Source organism: Sphingomonas sp., assembly GCF_017744835.1.
GTDB lineage: Bacteria > Pseudomonadota > Alphaproteobacteria > Sphingomonadales > Sphingomonadaceae > Sphingomonas.
In genome coordinates this window covers 342571-367681 of the sequence record NZ_JAGIAM010000001.1, presented here as the reverse complement: position 1 = coordinate 367681, position 25111 = coordinate 342571, and the positions used below count along the sequence as shown (strand labels likewise).

General features: G+C 69.3%; 22 protein-coding genes. 7 read left to right on the top strand and 15 right to left on the bottom strand.

What is annotated here, in order from left to right:
• Positions 1 to 43: 43 nt before the first annotated feature.
• Together hflC and hflK are read right to left on the bottom strand one after the other, a co-directional pair.
• A complete protein-coding gene (gene hflC / locus J7500_RS01675; RefSeq protein WP_294059435.1) occupies positions 44 to 901 on the bottom strand; it encodes a protease modulator HflC in 858 nt (285 codons plus the stop codon).
• Positions 898 to 2016, bottom strand: a complete 1119-nt coding sequence (hflK, locus tag J7500_RS01670) for a protease modulator HflK (protein WP_294059434.1) — start codon at positions 2014 to 2016, stop codon at positions 898 to 900. Before hflK ends, hflC begins: the two co-directional genes overlap by 4 nt.
• Before the next feature lie 71 nt (positions 2017 to 2087).
• Between hflK and J7500_RS01665 the strand changes: the two genes are divergently transcribed.
• Positions 2088 to 3056: an Mrp/NBP35 family ATP-binding protein gene (locus tag J7500_RS01665; RefSeq protein WP_294059432.1), complete on the top strand. Its 969-nt coding sequence runs from the start codon at positions 2088 to 2090 to the stop codon at positions 3054 to 3056.
• A 2-nt stretch (positions 3057 to 3058) separates the two neighbouring features.
• Positions 3059 to 3496 carry a CoA-binding protein gene (locus J7500_RS01660; RefSeq protein ID WP_294059431.1) on the top strand — a complete coding sequence of 146 codons (438 nt, stop codon included), beginning with the start codon at positions 3059 to 3061 and terminating at the stop codon, positions 3494 to 3496.
• 172 nt (positions 3497 to 3668) lie between these two features.
• Here J7500_RS01660 and J7500_RS01655 read toward each other — a convergent pair whose 3' ends face one another.
• The 3 genes from J7500_RS01655 to J7500_RS01645 form a co-directional block, all read right to left on the bottom strand.
• Entirely contained in the window at positions 3669 to 4775 is a 1107-nt protein-coding gene (locus J7500_RS01655; RefSeq protein WP_294059429.1) for a class V aminotransferase, read from the bottom strand.
• The gene (locus J7500_RS01650) at positions 4772 to 5536 is read right to left on the bottom strand and encodes a tryptophan 2,3-dioxygenase (protein ID WP_294059428.1); all 765 of its coding nucleotides are present in this window, start codon (positions 5534 to 5536) and stop codon (positions 4772 to 4774) included. The genes J7500_RS01655 and J7500_RS01650 overlap by 4 nt, the downstream gene beginning before the upstream one ends.
• 194 nt (positions 5537 to 5730) lie before the next feature.
• A complete protein-coding gene (locus J7500_RS01645; RefSeq protein ID WP_367112961.1) occupies positions 5731 to 6069 on the bottom strand; it encodes a winged helix-turn-helix transcriptional regulator in 339 nt (112 codons plus the stop codon).
• A 53-nt stretch (positions 6070 to 6122) separates the two neighbouring features.
• Between J7500_RS01645 and J7500_RS01640 the strand changes: the two genes are divergently transcribed.
• Positions 6123 to 6731 carry an NAD(P)-dependent oxidoreductase gene (locus tag J7500_RS01640; protein WP_294059426.1) on the top strand — a complete coding sequence of 203 codons (609 nt, stop codon included), beginning with the start codon at positions 6123 to 6125 and terminating at the stop codon, positions 6729 to 6731.
• Between the two features lie 57 nt (positions 6732 to 6788).
• On the opposite strand, the gene dapD is transcribed toward J7500_RS01640, so the two are convergent.
• Complete coding sequence (gene dapD / locus J7500_RS01635) at positions 6789 to 7607, bottom strand: 2,3,4,5-tetrahydropyridine-2,6-dicarboxylate N-succinyltransferase (RefSeq protein ID WP_294059424.1); 819 nt, start codon at positions 7605 to 7607, stop codon at positions 6789 to 6791.
• On the bottom strand, positions 7608 to 8270 hold the full coding sequence (locus J7500_RS01630) for a pyrimidine 5'-nucleotidase (protein ID WP_294059423.1): 663 nt from the start codon (positions 8268 to 8270) through the stop codon (positions 7608 to 7610). It lies immediately after the preceding gene.
• 123 nt (positions 8271 to 8393) lie between these two features.
• Here J7500_RS01630 and J7500_RS01625 point away from each other — a divergent pair, with 123 nt between their 5' ends.
• Positions 8394 to 10751, top strand: a complete 2358-nt coding sequence (locus tag J7500_RS01625; RefSeq protein WP_294059421.1) for a S8 family peptidase — start codon at positions 8394 to 8396, stop codon at positions 10749 to 10751.
• 77 nt (positions 10752 to 10828) lie between these two features.
• Positions 10829 to 11818 carry an LLM class flavin-dependent oxidoreductase gene (locus J7500_RS01620; protein ID WP_294059419.1) on the top strand — a complete coding sequence of 330 codons (990 nt, stop codon included), beginning with the start codon at positions 10829 to 10831 and terminating at the stop codon, positions 11816 to 11818.
• Positions 11819 to 11822: 4 nt separating this feature from the next.
• On the opposite strand, the gene J7500_RS01615 is transcribed toward J7500_RS01620, so the two are convergent.
• From J7500_RS01615 to J7500_RS01605, 3 genes are all read right to left on the bottom strand, one after another.
• Positions 11823 to 13130 (bottom strand): HAMP domain-containing sensor histidine kinase, encoded by a 1308-nt coding sequence (locus J7500_RS01615; RefSeq protein ID WP_294060655.1) that lies wholly within the window; start codon positions 13128 to 13130, stop codon positions 11823 to 11825.
• 127 nt (positions 13131 to 13257) lie between these two features.
• Positions 13258 to 13929 carry a response regulator transcription factor gene (locus J7500_RS01610; protein ID WP_294059417.1) on the bottom strand — a complete coding sequence of 224 codons (672 nt, stop codon included), beginning with the start codon at positions 13927 to 13929 and terminating at the stop codon, positions 13258 to 13260.
• A 32-nt stretch (positions 13930 to 13961) separates the two neighbouring features.
• Complete coding sequence (locus tag J7500_RS01605; protein WP_294059415.1) at positions 13962 to 14306, bottom strand: hypothetical protein; 345 nt, start codon at positions 14304 to 14306, stop codon at positions 13962 to 13964.
• Between the two features lie 116 nt (positions 14307 to 14422).
• On the opposite strand from J7500_RS01605, the gene J7500_RS01600 reads away from it, so the two are divergent.
• On the top strand, positions 14423 to 16213 hold the full coding sequence (locus J7500_RS01600; RefSeq protein WP_294059414.1) for an ABC-F family ATP-binding cassette domain-containing protein: 1791 nt from the start codon (positions 14423 to 14425) through the stop codon (positions 16211 to 16213).
• 3 nt (positions 16214 to 16216) lie between these two features.
• On the opposite strand, the gene J7500_RS01595 is transcribed toward J7500_RS01600, so the two are convergent.
• Genes J7500_RS01595 through J7500_RS01575 form a run of 5 tightly spaced genes read right to left on the bottom strand, consistent with a single transcriptional unit; the run spans position 16217 to position 23815 of the window.
• Positions 16217 to 17026: an ATP-binding protein gene (locus J7500_RS01595; RefSeq protein ID WP_294059411.1), complete on the bottom strand. Its 810-nt coding sequence runs from the start codon at positions 17024 to 17026 to the stop codon at positions 16217 to 16219.
• 40 nt (positions 17027 to 17066) lie between these two features.
• Positions 17067 to 19040: a tetratricopeptide repeat protein gene (locus tag J7500_RS01590; protein WP_294059408.1), complete on the bottom strand. Its 1974-nt coding sequence runs from the start codon at positions 19038 to 19040 to the stop codon at positions 17067 to 17069.
• Complete coding sequence (gene prsR / locus J7500_RS01585) at positions 19024 to 20379, bottom strand: PEP-CTERM-box response regulator transcription factor (protein WP_294059405.1); 1356 nt, start codon at positions 20377 to 20379, stop codon at positions 19024 to 19026. Before prsR ends, J7500_RS01590 begins: the two co-directional genes overlap by 17 nt.
• Positions 20376 to 22427: an XrtA/PEP-CTERM system histidine kinase PrsK gene (prsK, locus tag J7500_RS01580; protein ID WP_294059402.1), complete on the bottom strand. Its 2052-nt coding sequence runs from the start codon at positions 22425 to 22427 to the stop codon at positions 20376 to 20378. The genes prsR and prsK overlap by 4 nt, the downstream gene beginning before the upstream one ends.
• Positions 22427 to 23815 (bottom strand): TIGR03013 family XrtA/PEP-CTERM system glycosyltransferase, encoded by a 1389-nt coding sequence (locus tag J7500_RS01575; protein ID WP_294059400.1) that lies wholly within the window; start codon positions 23813 to 23815, stop codon positions 22427 to 22429. The genes prsK and J7500_RS01575 overlap by 1 nt, the downstream gene beginning before the upstream one ends.
• A gap of 176 nt (positions 23816 to 23991) precedes the next feature.
• On the opposite strand from J7500_RS01575, the gene J7500_RS01570 reads away from it, so the two are divergent.
• On the top strand, positions 23992 to 25047 hold the full coding sequence (locus J7500_RS01570; protein ID WP_294059397.1) for a mannose-1-phosphate guanylyltransferase/mannose-6-phosphate isomerase: 1056 nt from the start codon (positions 23992 to 23994) through the stop codon (positions 25045 to 25047).
• Positions 25048 to 25111: the final 64 nt, after the last annotated feature.

The window sequence follows — 25111 nt, the reverse complement described above, 5'->3', positions numbered from 1 at the left end:
CCGCTTTGCTGAACGCCGATTGAATATGAACGAACCGAAAGGCTCATCGTTGCCCCATGAACTCGCGCAGATAGCTGTTCTGGGGCGACAGGATGATCTGGGTGTCGCCCTTGCCATCGCCCTGGGCGAGGAAGGTGTTCCGGTACGACTGCATCGCGCGGTAGAAGTCGTAGAAGGCAGGGTCCTTGTTGAACGCCTGGGCATAGATCTGCGCGGCCTGGGCCTGGGCGTTGGCGCGGATGATCTGGGCTTCCTTCAGGCCCTGCGCCTTGATTGTCGCGGCTTCCTGCCGACGCGCGGTCGCCATGCGGTTGAGCGCGCTCTCGAGCGGCGCACCGCTCGGCAGCTCGGTCTGCTTGATCCGCACGTCGACGATCTCGACGCCGTACTGGCTGGCGAGCCGCTGGAGCGAAGACTGGATGTTGTCCATCACCTGCCCGCGCTCGGCAGTGAGCAGCACCGCCGAGGGACGACGGCCGAGCTCGTTGCGCAGCGACGAGCCGAACAGCGGCTGGAGCTGGTCGCGGACGCGCTCCTCGTTGCCGACGGTCACCACCATCTTGAGCGGATCGACGACGCGGAAGCGGGCATAGGCGTCGACCTCGAGCCGGAGCTGATCGGTCGAGAGCACCGGCTGGTTGGGCAGATCGATGTCGAGCACGCGCTTGTCGACCCACACGACGCGGTCGACGAAGGGGATGCGGAAGATCGGGCCGGCCTGGGTGCGGCCGAACTGCTCGCCGGGCTGATAGGCGTTGACCGTGCGATAGGGTTGTTCGAGCCGCAGGATCACGGCCTGCTTGGTCTCGGGGACGATGGTGAAGGTGCTGAGCACCACCACCAAGGCGATCAGCACGGCGACCGCGATTGCGATCGGGCTGCGGAACCAGCTGCGGATCATCGCGCCGTCCCTCCCTGCTGCGCCTGGGCCTCGGCCGGCTCCTGCGCGCGCGGCCGCATGGCGGGCAGCGGCAGATAGGGCGTGACGCCGGGCGCCTCGACGATCGTCTTGTCGGTGCGTGCGAGGATCTGTTCCATCGTCTCGTAATACATGCGGCGGCGAGTCACCTCGGGGGCGAGCTTGTACTGCTCGTAGATCTTGTCGAACTCGGCCGCCTCGCCCTGCGCGCCGGCGATGATCTGCTGCGCATAGGCGTTGGCGTTGTTCTTGTTGGCCTGCGCCTCCTGCTGCGCGGCGGTGACCTGCTTGAAGTCCTCGTCGACGGCCTGGGGCGCGGCGGCTTTCTGGACCGCGACGCCCTGGATGCGGATGCCCGAGCGATATTCGTCGAGGATCTGCTGCATCATCGACTGCACCTGGCCCTCGATCCGGGCGCGGCCCTCACCGATCGCCTCGTTGAGCGTGGTCGTGGCGATGACGGCGCGCATCGCGCTCTCGGCGGTCGCGCGGACGGTGTCCTCGGGCTTGGCGATCTGGAACTTGTAGTCGACTGCGCTGCTGATGTCCCAGCGCACCGAATAGGCGAGGTCGACGATGTTCTGATCGCCGGTGAGCATCAGATTCTCGCCGCTCGCCGGGAAATTGTCGGTGCGGATGTTGGCGACGTCGACCACGTCGACGAGCTGGAGCGGCGCGGGAAGGGTGAGGCGCACGCCCGGAGTGAGCGTGGAGGAATAGCTGCCGAGCGTCGTCACCACGCCGCGCTCGCGCGGGCCGATCGGATGGATGCTGGTGTAGAGGATCCAGACGGCGAACAGCGCGGCGACGATCATCAGCCACAGCCGGCTGCCGCTGGGCAGGCCCGGAACGCCGCCGCCTCCGCCGCCGCTGCGCGCGCGCTTGAGCAGCTCGTCGAGCGTGTTGCCGCCGCCGGGACGCGGACGGCGCCCCTCGGGCGGGAAGGACCAGGGATTGCGCGGGCCGTTGCCGCCGCCGCTTCCACCGTCGCCCGAGCCTCCACCCTGGCCGCCGCTTCCGCCGCTGCCCCACGGGCTCTTGGGAGCCTCGTTCTTCAAGGTGCCGGCGCCTGCGAGCCGGCCAGTCCATCTGATCATGACAGCCTTTATAAGTGCGCGGCGGCGGATTTACAGTGGCGGCGGACGATTGTGCGCCTATGTGGCGCTCCATGAGCGAAATCGAACAGCTGAAAGCGGCGCTCGCCCCCGTCGCCGCAGGCCGCGCGACGGCGCGGCTCGACGATAAGGGACGCGCCAGCATCGTCCTCGACGTGACCGGGCTGGGCGCAGCCGCGCGCGTGGAGCTGGAAGCGGACGTGAAGGCGGCGGCGGCGCGCGTGGCGGGCGTCAGCGACGTGCGCGTGCTCCAGACCAGCGAGCGGCGCCAGCGCCGGCTGATCGCAGTGGCGAGCGGCAAGGGTGGGGTGGGCAAGTCCACGATTGCGGCGAACCTGGCGATCGCGCTGGCGAAGCGCGGGCGCAAGGTCGGGCTGGTCGATGCCGACATCTACGGCCCCTCGCAGACGCGGCTGATGGCGGTCGAGGGCGTGCGACCGGAGGCACAGGACAAGAAGCTGATCCCGGTCCAGACGAAATATGGCGTGCCCCTGCTCTCGATGGGCGGGCTGGTGGCCGAGGGGCAGGCGATCGCGTGGCGCGGATCGATGGCGGGGCAGGCGCTCGGCCAGCTGATCGATGGCGACTGGGGCGAGGCCGAGGTGCTGATCCTCGACCTGCCGCCGGGAACCGGCGACCTGCAGCTCACCATGGTCCAGAAGCACAAGCCCGCGGGCGCGGTGATCGTATCGACCCCGCAGGACCTGGCGCTGATCGACGCGACGCGCGCGATCGACCTGTTCGGCAAGGTCGGCGTGCCGGTGGTCGGCTTGATCGAGAATATGGCGGGCTATGCGTGCCCGCATTGCGGCGAGGTCTCGGACCCGTTCGGTCGCGGCGGCGCCGAGGCGGCGGCGGAGAGACTAGGGCTGCCCTTCCTCGGGCGCGTGCCGCTCGAGCTGGCGATCCGCGCGGCCTCGGATGCGGGCGAGCCGCCGGCGGCGGGGAACGGCCCGGCGGCGGAGACGTTCGCCGCTCTGGCGGCACGACTGGATGATTGGCTCGCCGCCAACGGAGGCTAGGCATGCCGCTGACCAGCGACGAGGATATACGCGCATTGCTCGACGAGGTGCGCACGATCGCGATGATCGGCGCGTCGGACCGGCCCGACCGGCCGAGCTACCGCGTGATGGAATATCTCCAGAGCCGCGGCTACCGCGTCATCCCGGTCAATCCGCAGATCACCGGCGAGCATGTCCATGGCGAGTTCGTCTTCCGCGAGCTAAGCCAGATCGGCGAGCCGATCGACATGGTCGACATCTTCCGTCGCCCGATGGCTGCGGGGGAGGCAGTGGACGAGGCGATCGCGGCGGGCGCCAAGGCAGTGTGGCTCCAGATCGGCGTGATCAACGAGGAAGCCGCCGCGCGTGCGGAGGCGGCGGGCCTCAAGGTGGTGATGGACCGGTGTCCCGCGATCGAGATTCCCCGGCTGGGCGTGTCGATGGTGGGCGGGGCGCACTAGGCGCTCGTCAGGAAATTGGTTCACGCAAAGGCGCAAAGGCGCGAAGATTGGCGATCTTCGTTCCCAGTGTCCGCGCCGCGTCAGCGGCTGTTTGTGCTCGGTGCAGAGGAAAGATGGCCGCTATCGCGGAGCTGAACCTCTTTGCGTCTTTGCGCCTTTGCGTGATCAAATCTCAAAGCCGGCGCAGGGCCTCGATGAGCTGCTCCACGTCGCGCATGTCTTGGTAGAGGCCGAAGCCGATGCGGAGCACGTCGCCGCGGACGTCGAGGATGACGTCGTCCGCTTCGAGCTCGGCTTTCCAGCGTTGGGCTTCGGGCGAGCGCAAGGCGAGGAAGCGCGCGGGCGATCCCGGGTTTAGCAGCTCGGCGTCGAGCGGGAGCTCTGCGAGCAGGTGCGCCCGCAGCCCGGCGGCATGCGCGGCGATCGCGGCGGTGGTCAGGCCTTCGTCCGCCAGCATGTCGCGCACTGCGACGAAGCGGTAGATTCCAGAGGGATCGAAGGTCGATCCGAGGAAGCGCCGCGCGTCGGGGGCATAGCCGATGCTTCCCGGCGGCAGCGAGAGATCGTCGAACTCGGCGTACCAGCCGGTGACTTCGGGGCGCGGGCCGAAGCCGGTCGGGGCGTGGAGGAAGGCGCAGCCCTCGCCCGCCATCGCATATTTGTAGCCCCCGGCGAGGTAGAAGATGCGATCGGCGACGGCGGAGAGATCGGTCTCCATTGCCATGAAGCCATGATAGCCGTCGATCACCACCCATGGCCCCTCAGGCCGGGCAAGCGCGGCGAGTTCTTCCAGTCCCTCCAGTACGCGGCCGGTACCGAACTGGGCCTGGCTGGCGAAGATCAGGTCGTGCATGCCGCTGCGGCCGCGCTCGACCAATGTCTCCAGCGGCACGCGCTCGACGATGGCGGTGCCGGCTTCCTCCCAGCGCGCGCTCTGGCGGCGGAAGCTGTGGAATTCGCCGTCGCTCGCGAGGATGCGCAGCGGCCGGTGCGGCAGTGCCGAGGCGAGCGCGACCAGCAGGCTGTGCGTGTTCGGCGCGAAGACGACGGTGGCGGGATCGGGCAGCTTGAGCTCGGCGGCGACATACGCCTGGGCGGCGGGCCAGATCTCGCCCATCACTCGATCCCATTTGCGGTCGGCGAGCCGGGCGGCGTCCTCCCACGCCGCGAGCTGGCCGATGTAGCTGGCGTCGGGCCAGAGGTGATGACTGTGCGTGGCGAAGTGCAGCCGATCGGGTGCGGCGGCCAGCGCACGCTGGAAGAGGCGCTTGTAGCTCACAGGTCGGTGCGGAGCGCCCAGAGCTCCGGGAAGGCGCGCTTGGGCAGCGTCGATTCGAGATAGGTCACGCCCGCCGTGCCGCCGGTGCCGGGCTTGCCGCCGATCACGCGGCTGACGGTGAGGACGTGCTTGTGGCGCCAGGTGGCAAGTGCATCGTCAATGTCGACGAGTTTTTCGGCGAGCTGGTAGAGGTCCCAGTGCGTCGTGGGCTCGCGATAGACTTCGGCCCAGGCGGCGCGGACGCCGTCGTTCGGCTGATAGGGCTGCGGCCAGTCGCGTTCCAGCGCCTCGGCCGGCAGTGCGAAGCCCGATGCGGCGAGCGCGGCATTGGCGTCGTCCCACAGGCTCGGCAGCTGGGCATATTCGGTGGTGAGCGGCCCCGGCACCCCCCCGCCACGCAGCCCCAGCAGCGTCTCGACCGCGCGGAACTGGTCCGACTGGAAGCCGGAGCTGCTGCCGAGCACCGAGCGGAAGCGCGTATAATCGCTGGGAGTCATCGTTGCGAGCACGTCCCAGCTGAGCGTCATCACCGCCTGGATCCGGCTGACGCGCGCGAGGCCCTTGTATGCCTCGACCAGCCTGCCCGAGCGCACGAGCTGCTTGGCGGGCAGAAGCTCGGCGATCATCTGCTTGAGCCACAGCTCCTTGGTCTGGTGGATGATGATGAACAGCAGCTCGTCGTGCCGGTCCGACAGCGGGTGCTGGGCGGTGAGAAGCTGGTCGAGCGCCAGATAGCGGCCATAGGTCATGTCCGAAGTCATGCGGCGGCTCCGGCGAAGAGGGTGCCGATGGCGCGCGCGCGGCCGGGACGGAGAGGATTTGGTTGCATGCGTTACCGAATAGCTTGCCCGCGGGGCGGCTGACAGAGGGTTTCGGTGCGCCGTTCAGCCGATGCGGGCATCGTAGCTGCGCTGCGCCGCTGCCACCTCGACCATCCGCGTCTCCGCCCAGTCGATCATCGACTGGCAGGCGCCATCAGGTCCCGCCCCAATGGCGTGATGCTGTAGGTGACGGTCACCGGCACGGTCGCCTCCACTGCACGCGCGACCAGCCCGTCGCGCTCGAGCCCGCGCAGCGTCTGCGCCAGCATCTTCTGCGAGATGCCCTCGATCCGCCGGCGCAGTGCATTGAAGCGGTGTTCGCTTTCACCAAGGAGCAGCAGAATGAGGACGCTCCATTTGTCGGCGATGCGATCGAGCAGCATGCGGGTGGGGCAGTCGGCAGCGTAGACGTTGCCGCGCGCGCAGGCGGTTCCCTCGGCGGAACCAGCTATGGAAATAGTGCCTTCTTGCATGGGCGATATCCATAACACAGTTGGTTCCCATTGGTAACCACTGGAGACCCATGATGAAGATTGCGGTTCTTGGCGCGAGCGGCCGGGCGGGATCGGAGATCACTCGCGAGCTGGCGGCGCGCGGACACGAAGTGACGGCCATCGCACGCAACATCGACGCGATCCCGGCACTCCCGCGGGTAGCTGCGGTGCGCGGCGACGCGTCCGATCCCGAGGCGCTGGCCGGGCTGATCGGCGGCCATGACGCGGTGATCAGCGCGCTCCACTTCGACGTGCCCGCCGCCACCTTGCTCGAGGCTTTGAAGCGTGCGGGCGTGGGCCGGCTGCTCGTGACGGGCGGTGCGGCGAGCCTGGAGGCGGCGCCGGGCGTACGGCTGATCGATGCGCCCGACTTCCCGGCCGAATGGAAGGGCATGGCGATGGGCGGCATCGCCTTCCTCGACGCGCTGCGCGGCGAACAGGCGATCGACTGGACCTTTTTCTCTCCCGCGGCGCTGCTCTTCGAAGGGCCCCGGCGCGGCACCTATCGCACCGGCGCCGACCAGCTCGTGACCGACGATGAGGGAGAGAGCCGGATCAGCTTCGCCGATTATGCGATCGCCATGGTCGACGAGCTCGAGGCGCACCGGCATCCGCGCGCGCGTTTCACCGCGGCCTATTGAGACCTCTGCTTTCGGCTGGCCATTCCCCTCTCGCAGAGGAGGGGAATGGGCCGATCCTCAGTCGCGCAGCAGCTCGTTGATGCCGGTCTTGGAGCGCGTCTGCGCGTCGACCGTCTTCACGATCACCGCGCAATAGAGCGACGGACCGCCGTTGGGATCGGGAAGCGCGCCGGGCACCACCACGGCATAGGGCGGCACTTCGCCGCGATAGACCTGACCGGTCGCGCGATCGACGATCTTGGTCGAGGCGCCGAGGTACACGCCCATCGAGAGCACTGCGCCCTCGCCGACGCGCACGCCCTCCGCCACTTCGGCGCGCGCACCGATGAAGGCGCCGTTGCCGATGATCACCGGATCGGCCTGGAGCGGCTCGAGCACGCCGCCGATTCCGGCACCGCCCGAGATATGGACGTTCTTGCCGATCTGCGCGCAGCTGCCGACCGTCGCCCAAGTGTCGACCATCGTGCCTTCGCCGACATAGGCGCCGATGTTGACGAAGCTGGGCATCAGCACCGCGCCGTTGCCGATGAAGGCGCCGTGACGGACGATGGCACCCGGCACGGCGCGGAAGCCCGCTGCCCGCCAGCTGTTGTCGCCCCAGTCGGCGAACTTGCTGGGCACCTTGTCGAACCAGTTGGCGCCGCCCGGCCCGGGCATCACGACATTGTCGTTGAGGCGGAAGGAGAGGAGCACGGCCTTCTTGAGCCACTGGTTGACCTGCCAGCCGCCCTCGGTCGGCTCGGCGACGCGCGCCTCGCCGCGGTCGAGCAGGCGCAGCGCCTCGGCCACGGCGGTGCGCACGCGGCCCTGGCTGGCGGTGGTGAAGTCCGCGCGCTGCTCCCAGGCGGCGTCGATCGTGGTTTGCAGGTCGGTCACTCAGTCCTCCAATATTTCGTGCAGCCAACGGCCGAGGTCGTTGACGGTATAGTCGATGAAGCCGCGATCGGGGTCCGGCGTCTGCTCGGAGCCGTTGTCGATCCAGACGGTGGTCATGCCGATCGCCTTGGCGGGCTTCAGGTTGCGGGCCATGTCCTCGACGAAGAGCGATTCGGCCGGGTCGAGCTGGTAGGCGTCGCAGAGCCCGAGATAGGCCGAGGGATCGGGCTTCGGGCGATAGGCAGTCGCATGGATGTCGTGGATCGCCTCGAAGCTCGCGCTCAGGCCGAGCCGGTCGAGCACCTTGCCCGCATAGGGCGCGTCGCCATTGGTGAAGACGAGCTTGCGCCCGGGCAGCCGCGCCAGCGCCTCGACCAGCGCCTCGTTCGCCTGAAGCACGGTCATGTCGACGTCGTGGACGAAATCCAGATAATGATGCGGATCGACGCCGTGCTCGGCCATCAGCCCCGAGAGCGTGGTGCCGTGCGCGTGGAAATATGCCTTCTGGACGCGGTGCGCTTCCTCGGGCGAGCAATCGAGCAGGGTACGGACATATTCCCCGATCCGCGCATCGATCAGCGCGAACAGGTTGGCGCTCACCGGATAGAGCGTGTTGTCCAGATCGAAGATCCAGTTACGGACGTGCGAAAGCTGCGTGAGCATCGGTGCGGGGCTCTACGGAGTGGACGTTAGTGCTGCAAGCAGTCAGGGAAGACTATCGTTAAGTTGCGATAAACCTTAATCATTTTAAGGGCTTGTTCGCGACCTTCTCATGAGAGGACCTGGATGCGGGCGGCATTGTCTCTGCGGTTGAAGCATGGCGCTGCGATTTCGGGCCTGCTCGCCCTCGCCGCATGCGGCGGCGGAAGCGGCGGCGGGGGTGTGGGCACCATCCCCGCGCCTCCCGTCTCGCCTGCGCCGACCCCGACGCCGAGTCCCGTTCCGGTCCCCACGCCCAGCCCCACGCCGCGCGCGAGCTACGACACGTCCGAATATCGCGCGACCGTCGGCGCCGTCTCGATGAACGCGCTCACTGCCTATGACCATGGCGGCACCGGCGCGGGAATCCGCGTCGGCGTGATCGACAGCGGTATCGACCTGCAGAGCGAGGAATTCGGCGACTGCTCGGGCGGCCCGGGTACGGGAAGCTGCCGTATCCTCGCGACCTCGCGCGACACCGCCGGCAACGCCTCGATCGACGACGTCGGCGGGCACGGCACCGCCGTAGCCTTCACCATCGCCGGCCGCCGCAACGACGCGGGCACGCACGGCGTCGCCTTCGACGCGCAGCTGATCGTCACCCGCGCCGATTCGCCGGGGAGCTGCGCCGACACCAGCGCCGACGGGGGCTGCAGCTTCGGCGACGATGCGATCGCGGCCGGGCTCGACGCGGCGCGGACCGGCGGGGCGCGGGTGGTCAACATCTCGCTCGGCGGAGATCCGCCCACCCAGCCGCTTCTCCAGGCGATCGATCGCGCCACCGCGGCGGGCATCGTCATCGTCATCTCGGCCGGCAACAACGGCGACAAGCCCGAGGGCGTCAACCCCGATCCCTTCGCCGGCACCGCCGCCGCGAGCAGCGGGGCGCGCGGGCTGGTGATCATCGCCGGCTCGGTGAATTCGAGCGACCAGATCTCGAGCTTCAGCAATCGCGCGGGCACCGGCGCCGGCACCTATCTCGCCTCCGTCGGCCAGAGCGTGCGCGCGCCGGACCAGACGGGCGCGCCGATGCTGTGGTCGGGCACTTCGTTTTCCGCGCCGCAGATCGCGGGCGCGGTCGCACTGCTCGCCCAGGCTTTCCCCAACCTGACCGGTGCGCAGATCGTCCAGCTGCTCTACGCCACTGCGCGCGACGCGGGCGCGGCGGGCACCGACCCGGTCTATGGCCGCGGCATCCTCGACCTGACGCGGGCCTTCCAGCCGGTCGGCAGCCTGTCGGTCGCCGGTTCGGGCGGCGCGGTGTCGACCGGGGTCAACGCCGCGCTCTCGACTCCGATGGGCGACGCGCGCCAAGGCGCGCTCGGCGCCGTGGTGCTCGATGGCTTCGACCGCGCCTTCGCCACCGATCTGGCGCGCACGATCAGCCATCAGGGCAGCGCGCGCCGACTGCCGCAACTGATGGCATCGCGCGAGCGCAGCTTCTCGGCTGGGGTGCGCGGGCTCGGCGTGGCGGTGTCGCTGGTGCCGACGCGCGATTCGATCCGCATCGAGCGGCTCGGCATCGGCAGCCGGGATGCGGACGCGGCGCGCGTGCTCGCGGCGACGGTCAGCGGTCGGCTGGGCGGCAAGGCACAGTTCGCGATCGGCGCGTCGGAGAGCGGCAACACGCTGACCGCGCGGCTCGCGGGGCGCGCGGACCCGGCCTTCCTGGTCGCGCGCGACCCGGTGCAGAATGCCGGCTTCGACGTGGACGTGGACGGCTCGGTCGCGGTGCGCCAGGCGCTCGGCCGCTGGGGCCTGACGCTCGCGCAGGAACAGGGACAGGTGCTCAGCCGGCGCGACACCGAGTTCGCGTCGCTCAAGTGGCGGCCGCAGCGCTCGGGCTATGCGCGGACCACCATCGGGCTCGACCGCAGCTTCGGCGGCTTAAGCGCAGGACTTTCGCTCACGCACATGCGCGAGGCCGACACGGTGCTCGGCGCGCGCTTCTCGGGCGCGCTGGGGGCGGCGCGCGCCGACAGCAGCTTCCTCGACCTGGGGCTGCGCTACGATCTCGGCTCGGGCTGGACGCTCGGCGGGTCGATGCGCCAGGGCTGGACGCGCGCGGAGCTGCGCGGCGGGCTCAAGGGATCGGGGCTGATCCGCACCAATGCCTTTGCGGCCGACCTGGGCAAGACCGGGCTGTTCGCGCGGAGCGACAGCTTCGGCCTGCGCGTCGCCCAGCCGCTTCGGGTGGCGAGCGGGGGCATCGACCTCGCGCTTCCGGGGGAATGGGATTACGCGACGTCGAGCGTCAGCGCGTGGAACGCGAGCCGCATCAACCTGGCACCACAAGGCCGCGAAGTGGATTACGAGCTGCGCTATCTCTGGCCGCTGGCGGCGGGCGATATCAGCGCGAACCTGTTCGTGCGCAGCCAGCCGGGCAATTTCGCCGACATGGCGCCGGACAAGGGCGCGGCGGTGCGGCTGACGCTGGGGTTTTAGGCAAGCGATCGCCGCTTGGGGCGCGTGCAGTTAAGCTTGAGTGGAATAGAGGGGCGCGAGGTCCCATCTTGCCGGCCATGACTGCTTATTCGCTGCTCGACCTCGTCCCCATCGTCCAGGGCGGGGATGCCCGCCAGGCGCTTGCCAATGCCGCCGATCTCGCCGCCCATGTCGAGGGGCTGGGCTTCACGCGCTATTGGGTCGCCGAGCACCACGGCATGGAAGGGATTGCCAGCGCTGCCACTGCAGTAGTGATCGCGCATGTCGGCCAGGCGACCAGCCGTATCCGCATCGGCGCGGGCGGGATCATGCTTCCCAACCATTCGCCACTGCAGGTGGCGGAGGCGTTCGGCACGCTCGACGCGCTGTTTCCCGGTCGAGTCGACCTGGGGCTGGGCCGTGCGCCGGGATCGGACCAGCGCGTCGCGCGGGCGCTGCGGCGGACGCTCGACAGCGATCCCGACGCCTTCCCGCAAGACGTGGTCGAGCTGCAGAGCTATTTCGCCGATGACGGCCGCACCGGAATCCGGGCGACGCCGGGGGCGGGGGCGGACGTCAAGCTGTGGATCCTGGGATCGAGCCTGTTCGGCGCGCAGCTCGCGGCGATGCTGGGGCTGCCCTATGCCTTCGCCTCGCACTTCGCCCCGGCGATGATGGACGAGGCGGCGGACGTCTATCGCCGCAACTTCCGGCCCTCGCCGGTGCTCGACAAGCCCTGGCTGATGCTCGGCTTCAACGTCTTCGCGGCCGACGACGATGCCGAGGCCGAGTATCTCGCCACCTCGCAGCAGCAGGCGTTCGTCGCGATCCGCACCACCGGGCGCGGCATCCAGTTGCCGCCGCCGATCCGCGGCTATCGCGACACGCTGGGGGCGCATGGCAATGCCGTGCTCGACCATGTGCTGTCGGCGTCGGCGGTGGGCGGGCCGGAGAAGGTCCGCCGCGAGATCGCGGCCTTCGTCGAGCGGACGCGGGCGGACGAGCTGATGCTGACCTCGGCGATGTTCGACCATCAGGCGCGCAAGCGGAGCCTGGCGATCGCCGCGGAGGCGATGCGGGGGATTTGAGAAGCTAGCCCGCCGCCGGCAGGCGCAGGCGGACGAGGAGGCCACCCAGGTCGTCGCTCTCTTCGAGGCTGACGGTGCCGCCGTAGATCTCGGCCACGTCGCGGACGATGGCGAGGCCCAGGCCGGTGCCGGGCTTGCCGGTGTCGAGCCGCACGCCGCGGTCGAAGATACGGATGCGGTCGGCCTCGGGGATGCCGCGGCCGTCGTCCTCGACCATGATCTCGACGAAGCCGGCCTGCGCGGCCGCAGTCACGAATACGCTGCCCCCGCCATATTTGGCGGCGTTCTCGACCAGGTTGCCTAGGATCTCGTCTAGGTCCTGCCGCTCGATGTGCGCGAACAGGTCCCTGGGGCCGTCGACGTCGATCCGCACCGCGGGATAGAGTCGGGCCACGGCGCGCTCGACCGCCTCGATCGAGGGCCAGACCTCGGCGCGGCTGTGCGCGCTGCCGCGCCGGCCGACCGCGCGGGCGCGGGCGAGGTGGTGGTCGATCTGGCGGCGCATCGTCCGCGCCTCGCGGATCACGGTGCCGGGCAGATCGTCCTGCCCCGCGGCGGCGGCGTTCATGATGACGCTGAGCGGCGTCTTGAGCGCATGGGCGAGGTTGCCCGCGTGGCGCCGCGCTTCCTCGGCCTGGCGGTCGTTGTGCTCGACGAGCGCGTTCAATTCCTCGACCATCGGCGCGACTTCGGCGGGCATCGAATCCTCGATGCGCTTGGACTTTCCGGCACGCAGCCGGGCGATCTCCAGCCGCACGCGCCGGAGCGGCAGCAGGCCGTACCAGGTCTGCAGGCCGACCATCACGATCAGCCCGAGCCCGAGCAGCACGAAGCTGCGCACCAGCGTGCGCCGCAGCGTCGCGATCCAGGCGTCGAGCGTGGCGCGGCTCTGCGCGACCTGGAACTTCCAGCGCACCGGAGAGCCGGGGAGCTTGAGGTCGCGCTCGGCGATGCGCAGCGGCTCCTCGGGGAACTCGTCGCTGTCGTAGATGTGGAGCTCGCGGTCGTCATGGACCTGGTCGGCGCGAAGCCGCCGGTCCCACAGCGAGCGCGAGGGGAAGGGCTCGAACCCCTGACCGCTGATCTGCCAATAGGCGCCCGAATTGGGCTCGAGGAAGCGCTGGTCGGCGAGCTCGCGGTTGAGCACCACTTCGCCGCCCGGGCCGAGCTCGGCCGAGACGATCATCGAATTGAGCAGATATTCGAGCTGGTCGTCGAAATTGCGCGTCATCGCAGTGGTGAGCACGCGGTCGAGCGCATAGCCGCCACCCAGCAGCAGCAGCATGATCCAGGCGGAGGCGATCAGGATCATGCGCCGGCTCACCGAGCCGGTGACGCGCACATAGGGGCGCGGGCGGATGTCGTCGGGCAGCACCGGCGCGGGCTCCGGCCGGCGGCCCCACAGGCGGGGGAGCTTCAGGCCGGACAGCCGCACGCGATCAGGCCGCCCCGGCGGGTTCCTCGAGGCTGTAGCCCAGGCCCCGGATGGTGGTGATCACGTCGGGACCCAGCTTCTTGCGGATACGCGTGACGAACACTTCGATCGTGTTCGAATCGCGGTCGAAGTCCTGGTCGTAGATGTGCTCGATCAGCTCGGTGCGGCTGACCACCTTGCCCTTGTGGTGGAGCAGATAGCTGAGCAGCTTGTATTCCTGCGCAGTGAGCTTGACCGGCTCGCCGGCCTTGGTGACCTTGCCCGAGCGGGTGTCGAGGCGGATGTCGCCGGCGATCAGCTCTGCGGACGCATTGCCCGAGGCGCGGCGGATGAGCGCGCGCAGGCGGGCGATCAGTTCCTCGGTCTGGAAGGGCTTGGCGACATAATCGTCGGCGCCGGCATCGAGCCCCGCCACCTTATCCGACCAGCTGTCGCGCGCGGTGAGCACCAGCACCGGCGTGGTCTTGCCTTCCTTGCGCCAGCGATCGAGCACCGTCAGGCCGTCGATCTCGGGAAGGCCCAGGTCGAGGAGGATCGCGTCATATTGCTCGGTCGAGCCGAGGAAATGGCCCTCCTCGCCATCGGTGGCGAGGTCGACCGCATAGCCGGCGCCTTCGAGTGCATTCCTCAGCTGCTGCCCCAGGTTGGGCTCATCCTCGACGATCAAAAGTCGCATATCCGTCCCCGAAATCGGCGCCGTAGTCGCGCCTAGCTGCCCGTGCGGCGCAGGATGCGGCCGCTGCGGCCGTCCACGTCCACCCAGATCACCGATCCATTGCGCAGGAATTTGAGCGTGTAAATGTCCGTGCCCGGATCATAGTCGAAGCCGAGATATTGCGCGCCCGGCATGCGGGGAACGACGCGGCGCTCGATCTCGCGCACGGGCAGGTTCTGCCCGCGCAGGCGGCGCTGGCTCGCGGCGTCCTGGCCCGAATCCTGCACCTCGGGCACGGGCTGCGCAACGACCGGCGCGGCAAGCGTCGTCGCAGCCAGGCACGCGCATAGAACGGGTTCGACCAGCATTCGCATCGGCATCGCATAGGGATCGGGCATTGAATAGCCCCTGAACATCGCTGTCAGCAGCGCGCAACTTGCGGGCGGCAAGGCAGACCCCTAGGTGCTGAGCGCGCCTGCCGATCCGGCGCCCTCCAGATGAATCAAAAGGCAAAATGGCAGCTCCCGTCCTCGCATATGAAAATCTCGGCCTGATCCAGGGTTCCGGCTGGCTGTTCCGCGGGCTCGACATCTATGTCGGCGAGCGCGACCGGCTGGCGCTGATCGGCCGCAACGGCGCGGGCAAGACGACGCTGCTCAAGCTGATCGCCGGCGTGATCGATTCGGACGAGGGCCGCCGCACGATCGTGCCGGGCACGCGCGTGGTGATGCTGGAGCAGGAGCCGCGGATGCAGGGCTGCACGACGCTGCTCGACTATGTGCTCTCGGGCAGCGACGCGCCGCAGCAGCACGAGGCGGAGGCGATCGCCGACCAGCTCGGCATCGACCTGTCGCGCGAGGCCAAGACCGCGAGCGGCGGCGAGCGGCGCCGCGCCGCGATCGCCCGCGCGCTGGCGCAGGATCCCGACGTGCTGCTGCTCGACGAGCCGACCAACCACCTCGACCTCGCCGCGATCGAATGGCTGGAGGAATGGCTCAATCGCTTCACCGGCGCCTTCATCGTCATCAGCCACGACCGCACCTTCCTCACGCGGCTGACGCGGCAGACCCTGTGGCTCGACCGCGGCGCGATCCGTCGTGCCGAGATCGGCTTCGGCGGGTTCGAGGCCTGGACGGATCAGGTCTATGCCGAGGAGGAGCGCAACGCCCAGCGGCTCGACGCCAAGCTCAAGATCGAGGAGCATTGGCTCCAGCGCGGCGTGACCGGCCGGCGTCGCCGCAACCAGGGGCGGCTCGAAAAGCTCAAGGAGATGCGGGCCACCCGCGCGGCGATGCTGGGGCCGCAGGGTGCCGCCAAGCTGGTGACGAGCGTCGACGACACCAACACCAAGGTAGTGATCGACGCCAAGAACGTCACCAAGCGCTTCGGCGCCGGAGAAAATCAGCGCACGATCATCAAGGACCTGACCTTCCGCGTCACGCGCGGCGACCGCATCGGCATCGTCGGCGCGAACGGCGCGGGCAAGTCGACCCTGCTCAAGCTGCTGACCGGCGAGCTCGAGCCCGACGAAGGTAGCGTGACGCTCGCCAAGACGCTCGACGGGGTGATCATCGACCAGCAGCGCAGCCTGATGGCGCCCGACAAGACGGTGCGCGACGTGCTCGCGGACGGCGGCGACTGGATCGAGGTGCTGGGCGTCAAGAAGCACGTCCACGGCTATCTGAAGGAGTTCCTGTTCGACCCGAGCCTGGCCGACGCCAAGGTCGGGTCGCTCTCGGGCGGTGAGCGCTCGCGGCTGCTGCTCGCACGCGAGTTCGCGCGGCGGAGCAATTTGCTGGTGCTCGACGAGCCGACCAACGACCTCGACCTCGAAACGCTCGACCTGCTCCAGGAAGTCATCGCGGATTATGAAGGCACGGTGCTGATCGTCAGCCACGACCGCGACTTCCTCGATCGCACGGTGACGGTGACGCTCGGGCTCGACGGATCGGGTAGCGTCGACGTGGTCGCGGGCGGCTATGCCGATTGGGAAGCGCGGCGCCGGCCCAAGGCCGAGCCGAAGAAGGCCGCGCCCAAGGCGGCGTCGGCGGCCGAGGCGCCCAAGAAGCAGACCAAGCTCAGCTACAAGGACCAGCGCGACTACGACCTGCTGCCCAAGCGGATCGAGGAGATCGAGGCGCAGATCGCCAAGGACGAGGCGGCGCTGGCCGACCCTGACCTCTACACGCGCGATCCGGGCAAGTTCGCGAAATTGAGCGACGGTATCGCCAGGCTGCGCGACGAGAAGGACGCAGCCGAGATGCGCTGGCTCGAGCTGGCCGAGCAGGTCGAGGCGCTGGGCTGAGCCCTATAGCGCCACCCCCGCGCGCCCGGCCAAATCGACGACATATTGCCAGGCCACGCGGCCCGAGCGGCTGCCGCGGCGGGTTGCCCAGTTGACTGCCTCGGCGGGATCGAAGTCGAGCCCATAGGCCTCGGCATAGCCGCGGACGATGTCGATGTAGGTGTCCTGGTCGATCGCGTGGAAGCCGAGGCTCAGCCCGAATCGGTCGGCGAGCGCGAGATTGTCGTCGACCGAATCGCGCGGATTGATCGCGCTCGACTGCTCGGCGATGTCGCGGGGCACGAGATGGCGGCGGTTGGAAGTGACCACCAGTCGCGCATTGGCCGGCCGCGCCTCGGCTCCGCCTTCGAGCAGCGAGCGCAGCGCCCGCGCATCGCCCGAGGCGTCGAAGCCCAGATCGTCGAGGAAGATGGCGAAGGGTCGGTCGGCCCGGGCGAGCAGCGCGAACAGCTCGGGGAGCGTCTCGAGATGCTGCGTCGCGGCCTCGACCAGCGCCAGCCGCCCGCCCTTCGCCTGCACCGCGGCGATCGTGCTCTTGACCAACGCCGACTTGCCGGTGCCGCGCGCGCCCCAGAGCAGCACGTCCTGCGCGGCATGGCCGCCGGCGAGCCGCTCGAAATTGGCGCGCAGAACCTCGCGCTGCGCATCGACGCCGCGCAGCCGATCGAGCGGCAGCGGCGCGAAGGCGCGCGCCTCGCTCAGGTTATGGCCGCGCCAGACATAGGCGGGGTGGGCGAGCGGGTCGGCGGGTGGTGCCGGAGGCGGCGCAAGACGTTCGAGCGCCTCGGCGATGCGGATCAGCGGGTCGGTCATCGCCCGCCGCTATAGAGGCTGGGCGCGCGGGCGCAAAAGCTCAACCCGCCTGGATCGTAGCGAGCCTGCGGCGCAACCCGGCATCGGCGGGCGCGAGGCGGACGGCCTTTTCGAGCAGTTCGCGCGCGGTCGGCGTGTCGCCTGCCAGGAACAACGCCCAACCATAGGCGTCGGCTGCGGCGGGGTTGGCCGGGGCGAGCAGCCAGGCAGCCTCGCCGAAGCGCTCGGCCGCGTCGATCTCGCCGGCGCCCGCATAGGCGTTCGCCAGCTCGGCGTTGAGCGCGGCGTCCTCGTCGCCGATCTTGAGCCGTACGCGTTCGAGGCTCTCGATCGCATCCTCCCACCGGCCCGCGGCAAGCTGGCGGGTCCCGGCCAGCCGGAGCGCGGCGAGATTGGCGGGGTTCTGCGAGAGGAAGAGCGCGAGCGCACTGGCGGCTTCGCGCGGCCGGCGGGCACGGTCACAGGCCTCGACCAGCCGCAGCATCGCGGGCTCGTCGAAGCGCAGGCTCGCCGCCTGGCGATAGGAGGCGATGGCGTCGGCGGGCCGATCGAGCAGCATCATCAGATCGCCGACGAGCAGGTGCGCGGCAGGCACGCCGGGATTGCGCGCGGCGAGCTGCTGCGCGCGGACGAGCGCACCGGCGGTGTCGCCCTTGTCGGCGAGCGCGCGCAAATAGGGGATCGCGGCGCCGGGATCGCCCGGCCGCTGGGCCGCATCGCCGCCGAGCACTTCGGCGCTGTCGTCGGCGCCGAAGCCGCGTACGGGGGCCGCGAAGGGGAGGGCGGCACGATCGAGCAGTGTGGCGGCGCTGGCTCGGTCGCCGATCCGCTCGAAGGCGCGCGCGGCGAGCGCCAGCGCATAGGTGTCGGCATCGGCGCGCGCGACCATCGGGCGCAGCACGTCGATCGCGTTGCGCGCCGAATCGCTGCGGAGCAGCGCTGCCGCGAGCAGCTTGCGCGCGGAGAGGTTGAGCGGCTGCATCGCGATCAGAGCACGCAGCTTGTCGATCGCCTGCTCGTTGGCACCGGATTCGAGGTCGAGCGTGCTCAGCAGGAGCAGCGGCCCGGGCACCGAATCGAGCGCGCCGCCGGTCCGCTCCATCAGCGCGCGGGCGAGGTCGAAATTGCTGGCGCGCGCGGCGATCACGGCCTGAAGGTAGAGCGCCTGCGGACTGGCCGGGCGGACGACGAGCGCCCGGCGGGTGGCGGCGAGCGCATCGATCATGCGGCCGGAATCGCCGAGGGTCGCGGCATATTCGATCAGGGCGTCGTGGTGGCGCGGATCGCGCTTGAGCGCGGCCTCGAACCAGGGAAGCGCTGCGACCAGGCCATATTGGGCGCGCACGAGCTCGCCGCGCAGCACCAGCGCGTCCACCGCGCCGGGGGCCAGCTTCACTGCGCGCTCCGACGCCTGGATCGCGCCGAGCATGTCGCCCGAAGCGAACTTGAAGCGGCCCATGTCGGTCCAGAGCGCGGGATCGTTCGGCGCGGCATGCGCGGCCTGATCGAACGCGGCGAGCGCGCCGGCGAAATCGCCCTGCGCCGCCAGCGCCCGGCCGCGGATGCGCAGCGCGTAGGTGCGGTACGGTGCCGGGGCCTTGGCGGCTTCGGCGAGCGCCTTTTGCTCCTCGCCCTGGAGGAGCAGCGCGTGGGCACGGAGGTGCGCGATCTGGCGCGGGTCCTGCCCGGCATCGACTGCGCGCTGGAGTGCACCCTCGGCGCCGATCCCATCCTGGAGCGCGAGCATTGCCCGGGCGAGCGCGAGCTGTGCGGCGGCATTCTCGGGTGCGGCATGGACTGCGACCTGCGCTTCGTCGCGCGCGTCGGTGGCGTTGCTCGCCGCGAGCAATGCCTCGCTGCGGGCCAGCGCCTCTCCAGCCGACTCGCCGCCGATGCGACCCCAGGCGAATCCGAGTCCGAGCGTTACGACGAGGGCGAACGCGGCGCCGCCGGCTGCGATGACGGCCCAGCGACGGATGGGGCGCGTGCGCCGGCGCCTAGGGCTGGAGGTCATAGGCCTTCATCAAGTCGTAGAGCGTCGGCCGGCTGATGCCCAGCAGTCGCGCGGTGCCCGAGATATTGCCCTCGGCACGGGCGAGCGCGTGGCGGATCGCCTTGCGGTCGGCCATTTCGCGAATCGCCTTGAGGTTGATCGGCTCGACATCGGCGGCAGTGTCGAGGTCGAGATCGGCGGCGGTTACCGACTTGCCGTCGGCCATGATCACCGCGCGCTTCACGCGGTTCTCGAGCTCGCGGACGTTACCGGCCCAGCCCCAGGCGTCGATCGCGGCGAGCGCATCGGGGGCGAAGCCGCGCACCGCCGGGTTCATCGCGGCAGCATATTTCTTGAGGAAGTGGCGCGCGAGCAGCCCCGCGTCGCCGGGCCGTTCGGCCAGCGAGGGGATGCGCACCACGATCTCGGCAAGGCGATAATAGAGGTCCTCGCGGAAACGGCCGTCGGCGACCATCGCATCGAGATCCTGGTGAGTCGCGCAGACCACGCGGGTGTCGACGGAGATCGGCTTGCGCGATCCGATCCGCTCGATCACTCGCTCCTGGAGGAAGCGCAGCAGCTTGACCTGGAGCGGCAGCGGGATGTCGCCTACTTCGTCGAGGAACAGCGTACCGCCGTGCGCGAGCTCGATCTTGCCTTCGGTCGTCTTCACGGCGCCGGTGAAGGCACCCTTCTCATGGCCGAACAGCTCGCTTTCGAGCAGAGTCTCGGGAATGGCGGCGCAGTTGATCGCAACGAAGCCACCCTTGCGGCGCGGGCTCGCCTCGTGGAGGCCGCGCGCGAGCAGCTCCTTGCCGGTGCCGCTGGCCCCGAGCAGCATCACCGACACGTCGGCGCCGGCGACGCGCTCGATCGTGCGGGTGACCTTGAGCATCTCGGGCGCGCCGGTGATCATGCCGCCCAGCACCGCGCCTGCCTCGGCGCGCTCGGCCAGGCGGCGGTTCTCGGCCTCGAGCGCATGGACGTGGAAGGCCCGCGCGACGATAAGTCCCAGCGTGTCGATGTCGATCGGCTTCTGGTAGAAATCCCAGGCACCGAGCGAGATCGCGCGCAGCATCGACTCGCGCGCGCCGTGGCCGGAGGCGACGATCACCTTCGTATCGGGGCGGAGCTGCAGGATCGTCTCGAGCGTGGCGAAGCCTTCGCTGGTGCCGTCGGGATCGGGCGGCAGGCCCAGGTCGAGCGTCACCACGGCGGGCTCTTCGGCACGCACCGCGGCGATCGCTTCCTCGCGGTTGGCGGCGCTCACTATCTCATAGCCGTCATAGGCCCAGCGGAGCTGGCGCTGGAGCCCGGCGTCGTCCTCGACGATCAGCAGCTTGGGTTTCATTTCGGTCATGCCGCCCTCCCGACGGCGAAATCGCTGGCGTGCGCGGCCCTGAGGATCACGCGGAAGCGGGTGCCCTTGCCCTCGCGCGAATTGACTTCGATGCGGCCCCCCATCGCTTCGGCGAGCTGGCGGGCTTCGAAGGCGCCGATGCCGAAGCCGCCCGGCTTGGACGAGACGAAGGGCTTGAACAGCCGGTCGCGCACGAAACCCGGGGACATGCCGCAGCCGCGATCGACGACGTTGATCGTCACGCTGGCGGCCTCCGCGCTGACCGCGAGCGTCACCGGTTCGTTTGCGGGGCTGGCGTCGATTGCGTTCTGGACCAGATGGTCGAGGAGCTGCTCGAGCGCGGCGGGATCGGCGAGCGCGACTGCCGGGGTGCCGAGCGTCGCCACCGGATGCTGGCCGCGGCGGTTTGCGGCGAGGCGATCGACCAGCGGCATCACTTCGACTGCGCGCGGCGGCTCCGAGCGCACGCGATTGTGCTGCGACAGGCGCGCGAGAAGCGCGTTCATCCGTTCGGACGAATCCTGAAGCGTGGCGATCATGTCGGCGCGGAACTCAGGCTTGTCGGCGTGGCGCTCGGCATTGCGCGCAGTGAGGGTGAGCTGGCTCACCAGATTCTTGATGTCGTGGAGGATGAAGGCGAAGCGGCGATTGAACTCGTCGAAGCGCTGCGCCTCGGCCAGCGCCTCCTGTGCTCGCGCCTCGGCGAGATACGACGCCACCTGGCGCCCGGCGACCTTGAGCAGGTCGAAATCCTCCCAGTCGAGCGCGCGATCGATCAGGGGACGCGCGAGCAGGATCGCGCCGGCGAGCGCCCCCATGTGCGGCAGCGGCACCACCACCCAGGCCTCGGGCAGGTCGAGCATCCATTGCGGAACGGCGTGCGTGTCGGGGCTGCTCGTGTCGTCGCGGCGGATGGCGTCCAGCTCGACGATCCGGCCGGTCGTCTCGAGATGGTTGGCGAGCGCAGGGTCGGCCGAGACGGGGAGCGTGGCGCGGTCCCAGTTCCAGCTCGCCCCCGCGCCGAGCCCTGCGCCCTCCGGCACGAGCAGCACCGCCGCGGGCGACTGGGTGAGGTCGGCGATCGCCTTCAGAATGCGCTCGTCGAGGGGCGCGGCGCCTTCTGGTGCGCCGAGCGTCTCGGTGAAGCGCATCCATTCGGCGCGATAGTCGTAGCGATGGCGGAAGAAATGCTTGGCGAGCTTCACCTTCACCCAGGCGCGCAGCCAGGAGTTGGAGACGAGCGTGAGGATCGCGACGGTCGAGCCGAGCACGAAGGCGGTCTGGTAGACACGCGCGTTGCTGCCGCCGATCGTGGCGATCGCGCTGGTGGCGAGCGCGAGCAACGTGAAATAGGCGCCGATCGCGACGAGCGAGAGCGACTGGTAAGTGACTGCGCGCGAGACCTCGACCTTCCACTCGCCCTTGCGCTGCAGCCCTGCGGCAATCGCGAGCGCGACGACCATCATCGCCGCGCCGCGGACGACGGCGGATTCGGGGCGGTAATGCCCTTCGAGATAGGCGGCTCCGAAGACGAGGAAGTCGGTGCCCCAGAGCCCGGCCAGCGCGAGCACGACCCAGCGCAATCCGCCGCCTTCGCGCGGCAGGCCCGAGTGGAGGGCCTGGACGAGCACGAGCGCGGCGACAGCGACGAGCATGCGGAGCAGCAGCGCGGTCTCTACAGGATCGGTGGCCGCTGCGGCATTGGCCTCGGCTCCGAGGTCGGCGAGCAGCGACGCGAGCGCCACCAGCACGACGACGCCGTAGACGGTGCCCAGCGCGAGCGGCGGGCGCGCATTGCGGTCGTGGCGCTGGAGCGCGATCATGAAGCCGATCCAGCCGAGGTCGCGCAGCGTCTCGGCGAGGCGGGTGACGGAGTCGGCCGAGCCTATACCGGCGACGGCGAGCGCCCAGAGCGCCGTGAGGCCCAGCGCGGCGGCGAGCGGTCGGCGCGGCGCGCCCGGCTCGGTCGCGCGGAGCGTGCGCAGCACCAGGCCGCCGAAAAGCAGTGCCGCCAGCGCATGCGACCAGAGCACCAGCGTCGCGAGCATCAGCGCGCGCCTTCAGGGAACAGGATGACCCGCACCGTCTGGAGCAGGATCAGAAGGTCGAGGAAGGGCGAGTAGTTCTTCGCGTAGAACAGGTCGTATTCGAGCTTCTGGCGCGAATCCTCGATCGAGGCGCCATAGGGATAGTTGATCTGCGCCCAGCCGGTGATGCCGGGCTTCACCATGTGGCGCTCGGCATAATAAGGGAGCTGCTGTTCGAGATCGTCGACGAACTGCGGCCGCTCGGGACGCGGGCCGACGAAGCTCATCTCGCCCTTGAGCACGCTCCAGCACTGCGGCAGCTCGTCGATGCGCAGCTTGCGGATGATCCGGCCGATGCGCGTGATGCGGGGATCGTCCTTCTCGGCCCAGACCGCCTTGCCCGGCGCTTCGGCGTCCTGGCGCATCGAGCGCAGCTTGATGACGTCGAACCCCTGGCCGAACAACCCGACGCGGCGCTGGCGGTAGAAGGCCGGACCGCGGCTTTCGAGCTTCACGAGCAGCGCCGTGAGCAGGATCAGCGGGAAGGTGAGCAGCAGCAGCAGCGAGCTCGCCGCAATGTCGAAGAGCCGCTTGAACACGCTCGAGAACATGCGGCCCGAGGAGAAGCCGTCGGAGAAGATCAGCCAGCTGGGATTGACGCTGTCGAGGTCGACGCGGCCGGTCTCGCGCTCGAGGAAGGTCGAGATCTCGTTGACGTGGACGCCGGTGGTCTTGATCCGCAGCAGATCCTTGAGCGGGAGCGAATTGCGGCGTTCCTCGAGCGCGAGCACGACTTCGCTGGCGTTGAGCAGCTCGACGTGATCGGCGAGGTTGTAGATGGCGTCGCGTGCGATTGCCTCAGGGATCACGCGGTTGGCCTCGCTCATCGCGACATAGCCGACCACCGCGAAGCCAGCGCCGGGCGCCTTGGCGAGCGCCTTCAGCCGCGCGGCGCGCGGGCCAGCACCCAGAACGACGACGCGCCGCTTGAACGCCTGGCTTCCCAGCGTCTTGCCGAGCAGGATGCGCAGCAGCACCAGCAGCAGCACCGACGCCGCCATCGCGTAGAGCAGGTTCGAGCGCCAGAAGCTGATCTGGGGAATCAGGAAATAGAGGAAGCTGAGCGCGATCACGCCCAGCGCCACCGCGACGAGCAGCCGCGCGACGGCATAGCGCAGCGACTGGAGCGCGTCGGCACCATAGACGCCGACCGCCATCATCGCGGTCTGGATGAGCAGCGCGTAGCATAGCAGCTGCGGCAGGCGATCGGCGATCGAAGAGGGGGCCATGCCGATCTGGTGCGCGCGCGCGATCCAGCCGAGCTCGCCCGCGGCGACGAGCAGCAACAGGTCGAACAGGCCGAGCAGGAGCACGGCGTTCGGCACATAATGCTTGAACAGGCGGATCATGGCCGGATCGGTCTAGCGAGGAAGTGTAAACAAAACCGACACGGGCGCGGCGCAAGGAAGATGCGAAATCGGGCATGGGCCCGGCAACCGTTCCGATCGCGAATCGTTAAACCGCTTTGAGGGGCAGACACTTACCTTCGTTTCTGACATCATCGCCCAACAGGGAGCACCTTCGCATGCCGTATTCGAAGCCGATCATTCCTGTCATATTGTCGGGTGGATCGGGTACGCGGCTCTGGCCGGTGTCGCGACCCGAACGGCCCAAGCAGCTTCTGTCGCTCACTGCCGAGCAGACGATGCTGCAGCTCACGGTCAAGCGGACCTCGGGGGAAGGTTTTGCCAGCCCGATCGTGGTCGCGAATGCTTTCCATGCGGATCTGGTCGAGGAGCAACTCGGCCAGGTCGGCGCCGCGCCGCAGGCGCTGCTGCTCGAGCCGAGCGGGCGCAACACCGCGCCTGCGATCGCGCTAGCTGCGATTGCGGCCGGCGGCGGCTCTGACCCGATCCTCGTCATGCCCTCGGACCACGTCATCGGCGACGTTCCCGCTTTTCATGCCGCGATCAGGGCCGCCTTGCCGCTGGTCGAGGAGGGCTGGCTGGTGACTTTCGGCATCACGCCCGACAAGCCCGAGACGGGCTATGGCTGGATCAAGGTCGGCGAGCCGCTGCGCGAAGGCGTGCATCGTGTCGATAGCTTCGTCGAGAAGCCGCCGCGCGACAAGGCCGAGGCAATGCTCGCCGCGGGCGACCACGCGTGGAACGGCGGCATCTTTCTGTTTCGTGCGGACATGTATTTGGGTGCGCTCAGCGTCCATGCGCCGGAGATGCTGGTCGCGACGCGCGCCGCGATGGACAAGGCCGTGCGCGAAGGGTCGCGTATCTTTCCGGACGCAGAGGCCTTTGCGGCGAGCCCGTCGGATTCGATCGACTATGCGGTGATGGAGAAAGCGCCCCGCGTCGCCGTCGTGCCGGTCGCGATGGGCTGGAGCGACGTGGGCAGCTGGGATGCGCTCCACGCGATCAGCGACCCCGATGCCGGCGGCAATGTCGTGCGTGGCGAAGTGGTGGCGATCGATTCGAGCAATTGCCTGGTCCAGGCGGAGCCGGGCCGGCGCGTGGCGCTGGTGGGCGTCAGCGACCTGATCGTGGTTGCTGCGGGCGAGGACGTGCTGGTGCTGCCGCGCGGACGCAGTCAGGAGGTCAAGAAGATCATCGAGGCGATGAACGCCTGATGCGCGGGCGGGTGCGGCGCAAGGCCGCGCTCGCGGCGATCGAGGCTCTTCCACAGTTGGCGGC